The following is a 6,950-nucleotide window of genomic DNA, read 5'->3' on the forward strand; positions in this document are numbered from 1 at the left end:
GGGAGACAATGGGAAAAATTCAAGAATTGTCCGAACGTCTTGCCAATCAGATTGCAGCAGGAGAGGTTGTTGAACGACCTGCTTCTGTTGTCAAAGAGTTAGTCGAAAATGCTATTGATGCAGGTAGTACACAAATTGATATTTTGTTAGAAGAAGCAGGTTTGAAGAAAATTCAAGTAACCGATAATGGGGAAGGTATTGCTGAAGACGATGTTATTAATGCCTTTAAACGTCATGCTACAAGTAAAATTCATACACGTGACGATTTGTTTCGCATTCGTACACTTGGATTTCGTGGTGAGGCTTTACCTAGTATTGCCTCTGTTTCAATTGTAAGTATAGAAACAGCTACGCAAGAAGAAACACAAGGAACCTTTTTGAAAATGAAAGGTGGCACAATTGAAGAACATCGTCCATCAGCACTACGTCAAGGGACGAAAATTACGGTTGAGCAGCTGTTCTTCAATACCCCTGCTCGTCTGAAGTATGTCAAAACACTACAGACCGAATTAGCGAACATCGGTGATATTGTTAACCGTTTGGCGCTTAGTCATCCGAGTATTGCATTTCGATTAGTTCATGACGGAAATAAAATGATGTCCACTTCAGGTAATGGTGATTTAAAGCAAGCTATTGCTGGAATTTATGGATTGCAAACTGCAAAGAAAATGCGTGCAATTCATAGTAAAGATTTAGATTTTGATATCCATGGTTATATCTCTTTACCCGAAGTGACTCGGGCAAGCAGGAATTATATCTCAACAATTATCAATGGTCGATATATCAAAAATATTGCGTTAAACAAAGCAATTGTTAATGGTTATGGTTCGAAATTGATGGTTGGACGTTTTCCAATAGCTGTTGTTGAAATTAAAATGGATCCACTATTAGTTGATGTGAATGTTCATCCAACCAAGCAAGAAGTACGATTGTCTAAGGAGCCTGAATTAACGGGATTAATCAGTAAAGCGATTAATGAAGTTTTACGAGAAGAAAATTTAATTCCGAGTGCGGCTGACAACTTGCGATTTAAAAAGAAGGTTGAAAACCAAGAAAAAACAGAACAACTTTCTATTGAATTAGAACAACCTAAGAGTACCAAACAAGGATTAAGTTTTGATAAAGCAACAGGAAGCTTTTATATAGAAGAAAGTTTTACGGAGTCGTCTGTCGAACCGATTTTTGAAGAGCTACCTCAGACAATCGAAGAGCCACACTTTCCTAGTTTTGAATATCAAGAAAAAGTGGTTGAACCTCCTATAAATACAGAAGATACTCATAAAAAAGGACCACAGATGATTGAACGTATGCAAGAAGAACCTGTGAAGCAACGTTTTCCGCATTTAGAGTATTTTGGACAAATGCATGGGACATATTTATTTGCTCAAAGTCAAGATGGTCTTTATATTATCGATCAGCATGCAGCTCAAGAACGAATTAAATATGAATATTTTCGCAAAAAGATTGGTGAAGTAGGAGATGATTTACAAGAACTCCTTGTACCGATTGTATTGGATTATCCTAATAGTGATGTTTTAAAATTAAAAGAGCAAGCAACAGCTTTACAAGAAGTAGGCATTCATCTAGAAGAGTTTGGAGCGAATAGCTTTATTGTGCGTGCGCATCCCACGTGGTATCCAGCAGGTCAAGAAGAAGCGATTATTCGTGAAATGATCGATATGTTACTTACAAATGGAAAAGTCAGTGTGCACCAATTCAGAGAAGCAACGGCTATCATGATGAGTTGTAAACGATCAATTAAAGCTAATCATTATCTGAATCCACAGCAAGCTCGAATTTTATTGGAAGATTTAGCAAAATGTGAGAATCCATTTAATTGTCCGCATGGTCGTCCTGTACTTATTCATTTTACCAATGGTGATATGGAAAGGATGTTTAAACGTATTCAAGATCCACACCAATCTCGAGGAGGCGAAGGATGAACGTTATCTTAGCATCACAATCACCTAGACGGAAAGAACTGTTACGATTGTTGTTGGATGATTTTGAAGTTATTCCAGCAGATATTGATGAAACAATTGGTGTACATGATGAACCAGAAGAATACGTGTTGCGTATGGCTCAAGAAAAAGCCGCATTTATTACTCAGCATTATCCAGAAGCGCTAGTGATCGCTAGTGATACGATTGTCGTTAGTGAAGGGGAGATTCTGGGAAAACCAACTTCTCGTGAAGATGCACAGCGTATGCTGATACAAATGAGCGGAAAGACACATATAGTATATACGTCAGTGGTGTTATCAACTAATAAGAAACGGTTTGAACAAATTTCTTCAGCCAAAGTGAGCTTTTTTGATCTTTCTGAAGAAGAAATCAGTGATTATTTAGATAAACAAGAATATATGGATAAAGCTGGAGCGTATGGCATTCAAGGAGCAGCTGCTATTTTTGTTCAGGAAATCCAAGGTGATTATTATGCAATTGTTGGGTTTCCTGTAGGTTTAGTTCATCAATTATTGAAAGAATTCAGCACTTAAATAATAAGCTTAATTGCAATATCAAATGCATAAAAAATTTTAAAAACCTTTATAGACAGCGAATTACTCAATAATCCAGTATTACCAATGCTTTGAAGCCATTGACGGCAGGGAGTGTTTCATCCCTTACCATTTTTCAGGTGAGTTGTTGGTGGTTCTGACCCAAGAGGATAGGTTAGCTGAGTCAAGAGAAGGAGCAAAGCGGCTCTTGACTCAGCTAATCTATTCTCTTATCCTATAGAACCAACAAAACACCTTAAGCTGCTTGTAAATCGGCCAGTTCTTCCTGAAGGCGTTCTGCAGGTGTTGTATAGCCCATTATTTTTCTTGGTTTGTGGTTGATCGTATCGGTTACTTCCAGTAAATACGAATAGGACAATGGACGCAGAGTGACTCCCTTTGGGATAAATTCTCGGAGCATGCGGTTATGCCTTTCGTTCGTTCCTTTCTCCCAAGAAGCATACGCATGAGTAAAGAAAACCTGAACGTCTTCAGCAATGCTTTCGATAAGAGACAGACTTGAAAACTCAGAGCCGTTATCAGTTGTGAGTGACTTGAACTGTTCTAGCCCCTGTTTTTTCATCAAGTCAAGCACGCCTTTTTGAACCAGCGCTGCGCCTTTTCCCCAAACTTTCTTAGTGAGGCAGTAGCGTGTTTTCCGTTCAACCATAGTGATGATGACAGGCTCATTTTTTGTTTTCTTACCTAATACTAAATCAACTTCCCAATGCCCAAATTCTTCCCTCGAGAGTACTTCTGGAGAGCGTTCTTCGATACTGCGTCCCAAGTGTTTAGCGTTATGACCTTTAGGTTCAGAAACGGTTGTTTTTCGTGGCCGCATCCTAGTCTTCATAGGCAAATCGATATTACGGATTGGAAGTACGGCAGCATTTATCAAAGCGTAAACGGTCTTCGTGCATGGTACGCGTTCGTCAGGGTGCAACTTTCTATAAGAGTGTACAAAAGTATCCACACTATAAATCCGCAACCCCTTCTTGGGTGCTAGATTTTCAGGTAAGGCAGCAAGGAAAGCCGCAGAATATTTATTATGATCCCGCGCATGCGAGTTCTCACGATTTTCTTTATAAACCCGTGCGCCTGAGGCGGCAATATACTGCTCGTAATAATTGCGCTTATAGTCAAGCTGGCGCGTTCTACCGCGTTTCAACTCACGAGAAACAGTGGGTTGGCTGACCCCTAATTCTCGCGCCATTTCAGCTTGTTTATAGGTGCCGCTTTTCGCCATCTGTTCCAGCATTCCGCGTTGGATGTCAGTAAGTTGTTTGAAGGTGCGCTTTTCTGTGATACAATTATTTTTGGTCATGTAGATACCCCTTATACTTTTGGTTTGGTTGCTAACAAGTATATCGTATCTACATGATTTTTTCGTTTATTTCCTTATGCATTTCATTTTACAATTTACCACTTAAATAATAAGTGTTGAATTCTTTCTTTTTCTATTGACTTATACTTGGGAAACATGGTATATTATTCAACGCTGGTTTTGAAAGAAAACGATGAAAAATATTTCTGAAAAAAATTGAAATAAAGAGTTGACTTAAAATGAATCCAGTGATATTATAACAAAGTCGCCAATATGAAATTGCGATTGCCATTTGTTTTAAAAGTGTTTTTTGCTTTTTAAAATAACATCGAAAAATATTTTTATAACATGAAGATTAAAAATATTTTCGAAAAAGTAGTTGACATTTTATTATTAAACTGATATGATATAAAAGTTGCTGATGCAGCAAGGTAGACCTTTGAAAACTGAACAAAGCAAGCAAACGAACCAATTGTGTAGGACACTTCTATTAAATAGAAGTAACACAAAACAAGCAAGCAGTAATGATAGCAAACGTTATTTATGAGCTTAACAATCGAAAGATTGTTTCAACTTTTTATGAGAGTTTGATCCTGGCTCAGGACGAACGCTGGCGGCGTGCCTAATACATGCAAGTCGAACTCTTCTTTTCCGCCGAACTTCGGTTCACTGGAAAAGAAGAGTGGCGAACGGGTGAGTAACACGTGGGTAACCTGCCCATCAGAGGGGGATAACACTTGGAAACAGGTGCTAATACCGCATAATGCTTTTTCTCGCATGAGAGAAAGCTGAAAGGCGCTTTTGCGTCACTGATGGATGGACCCGCGGTGCATTAGCTAGTTGGTGAGGTAACGGCTCACCAAGGCAACGATGCATAGCCGACCTGAGAGGGTGATCGGCCACACTGGGACTGAGACACGGCCCAGACTCCTACGGGAGGCAGCAGTAGGGAATCTTCGGCAATGGACGAAAGTCTGACCGAGCAACGCCGCGTGAGTGAAGAAGGTTTTCGGATCGTAAAACTCTGTTGTTAGAGAAGAACAAGGATGAGAAGAGAATGTTCATCCCTTGACGGTATCTAACCAGAAAGCCACGGCTAACTACGTGCCAGCAGCCGCGGTAATACGTAGGTGGCAAGCGTTGTCCGGATTTATTGGGCGTAAAGCGAGCGCAGGCGGTTTCTTAAGTCTGATGTGAAAGCCCCCGGCTTAACCGGGGAGGGTCATTGGAAACTGGGAGACTTGAGTGCAGAAGAGGAGAGTGGAATTCCATGTGTAGCGGTGAAATGCGTAGATATATGGAGGAACACCAGTGGCGAAGGCGGCTCTCTGGTCTGTAACTGACGCTGAGGCTCGAAAGCGTGGGGAGCGAACAGGATTAGATACCCTGGTAGTCCACGCCGTAAACGATGAGTGCTAAGTGTTGGAGGGTTTCCGCCCTTCAGTGCTGCAGCAAACGCATTAAGCACTCCGCCTGGGGAGTACGACCGCAAGGTTGAAACTCAAAGGAATTGACGGGGGCCCGCACAAGCGGTGGAGCATGTGGTTTAATTCGAAGCAACGCGAAGAACCTTACCAGGTCTTGACATCCTTTGACCACTCTAGAGATAGAGCTTTCCCTTCGGGGACAAAGTGACAGGTGGTGCATGGTTGTCGTCAGCTCGTGTCGTGAGATGTTGGGTTAAGTCCCGCAACGAGCGCAACCCTTATTGTTAGTTGCCATCATTTAGTTGGGCACTCTAGCGAGACTGCCGGTGACAAACCGGAGGAAGGTGGGGATGACGTCAAATCATCATGCCCCTTATGACCTGGGCTACACACGTGCTACAATGGGAAGTACAACGAGTTGCGAAGTCGCGAGGCTAAGCTAATCTCTTAAAACTTCTCTCAGTTCGGATTGTAGGCTGCAACTCGCCTACATGAAGCCGGAATCGCTAGTAATCGCGGATCAGCACGCCGCGGTGAATACGTTCCCGGGCCTTGTACACACCGCCCGTCACACCACGAGAGTTTGTAACACCCGAAGTCGGTGAGGTAACCTTTTTGGAGCCAGCCGCCTAAGGTGGGATAGATGATTGGGGTGAAGTCGTAACAAGGTAGCCGTATCGGAAGGTGCGGCTGGATCACCTCCTTTCTAAGGAATATTACGGAAACTACACATCGTTTGCCTTTGTTCAGTTTTGAGAGGTTTACTCTCAAACAGATTGTTCATTGAAAACTGGATATTTAAAGTAAAGAAATCAAAACAAACCGAGAACACCGCGTTGAATGAGTTTTTTAATAAGTTCAATTGCTTATTTTTCTTGATAAAACTTCTATCGCTAGAAGATCTTTATCAAAACCCAACCGTAAGGTTGATAAGGTTAAGTGAATAAGGGCGCATGGTGGATGCCTTGGCACTAGGAGCCGATGAAGGACGGGACTAACACCGATATGCTTTGGGGAGCTGTAAGTAAGCTTTGATCCAGAGATTTCCGAATGGGGGAACCCAACATCTTTTATAGGATGTTACTTGTCAGTGAATACATAGCTGACAGGAGGTAGACGCAGAGAACTGAAACATCTAAGTACCTGCAGGAAGAGAAAGAAAATTCGATTCCCTGAGTAGCGGCGAGCGAAACGGGAAAAGCCCAAACCAAGATGCTTGCATCTTGGGGTTGTAGGACTCCGATATGGTAGTTCTTTCAGATAGTTGAATAACTTGGAAAAGTTAGCTAAAGAGGGTGAAAGCCCCGTAGACGAAATGTGAAAGACACCTAGGAGGATCCTGAGTACGGCGGAACACGAGGAATTCCGTCGGAATCCGGGAGGACCATCTCCCAAGGCTAAATACTCCCTAGTGACCGATAGTGAACCAGTACCGTGAGGGAAAGGTGAAAAGCACCCCGGAAGGGGAGTGAAATAGATCCTGAAACCATGTGCCTACAACAAGTTAGAGCCCGTTAATGGGTGATAGCGTGCCTTTTGTAGAATGAACCGGCGAGTTACGATTGCATGCGAGGTTAAGTTGAAGAAACGGAGCCGTAGCGAAAGCGAGTCTGAATAGGGCGAATGAGTATGTAGTCGTAGACCCGAAACCATGTGATCTACCCATGTCCAGGTTGAAGGTGCGGTAAAACGCACTGGAGGA

3 protein-coding genes and 2 rRNA genes (1 of these 5 cut by a window edge) are annotated in these 6,950 nt (G+C 42.3%); 4 read left to right on the forward strand and 1 reads right to left on the reverse strand.

Translation table 11 applies throughout. The features are described 5' to 3' along the window. Positions 1–8 precede the first annotated feature (8 nt). Positions 9–1,943, forward strand: a complete 1,935-nt coding sequence (gene mutL, locus AC4BC7_RS14105) for a DNA mismatch repair endonuclease MutL (protein ID WP_490503143.1) — start codon at positions 9–11, stop codon at positions 1,941–1,943. Beyond that, positions 1,940–2,497, forward strand: a complete 558-nt coding sequence (locus tag AC4BC7_RS14110; protein WP_207942144.1) for a Maf family protein — start codon at positions 1,940–1,942, stop codon at positions 2,495–2,497. The genes mutL and AC4BC7_RS14110 overlap by 4 nt, the downstream gene beginning before the upstream one ends. 256 nt (positions 2,498–2,753) lie before the next feature. Here the strand turns inward: AC4BC7_RS14110 and AC4BC7_RS14115 are convergent, their stop codons facing one another. Beyond that, positions 2,754–3,821 carry an IS30 family transposase gene (locus tag AC4BC7_RS14115; protein ID WP_490502703.1) on the reverse strand — a complete coding sequence of 356 codons (1,068 nt, stop codon included), beginning with the start codon at positions 3,819–3,821 and terminating at the stop codon, positions 2,754–2,756. 575 nt (positions 3,822–4,396) lie between these two features. Here AC4BC7_RS14115 and AC4BC7_RS14120 point away from each other — a divergent pair. Beyond that, a 16S ribosomal RNA gene (locus AC4BC7_RS14120) occupies positions 4,397–5,954 on the forward strand. 227 nt (positions 5,955–6,181) lie between these two features. Then, positions 6,182–6,950: ribosomal RNA gene (locus AC4BC7_RS14125) — 23S ribosomal RNA — on the forward strand; it runs 2,146 nt beyond the window's last position. The 16S and 23S rRNA genes sit together here, the layout of an rRNA operon.

The sequence above is a fragment of the Enterococcus sp. AMC1623 genome, assembly GCF_058216495.1.

What these genes read in the sequence shown, in the direction of transcription:
- AC4BC7_RS14115 (WP_490502703.1), bottom strand. Translation starts at nt 3,821, where the DNA reads ATGACCAAAAATAATTGTATCACAGAAAAGCGCACCTTCAAACAACTT.
- AC4BC7_RS14110 (WP_207942144.1), top strand. Translation starts at nt 1,940, where the DNA reads ATGAACGTTATCTTAGCATCACAATCACCTAGACGGAAAGAACTGTTA.
- mutL (WP_490503143.1), top strand. Translation starts at nt 9, where the DNA reads ATGGGAAAAATTCAAGAATTGTCCGAACGTCTTGCCAATCAGATTGCA.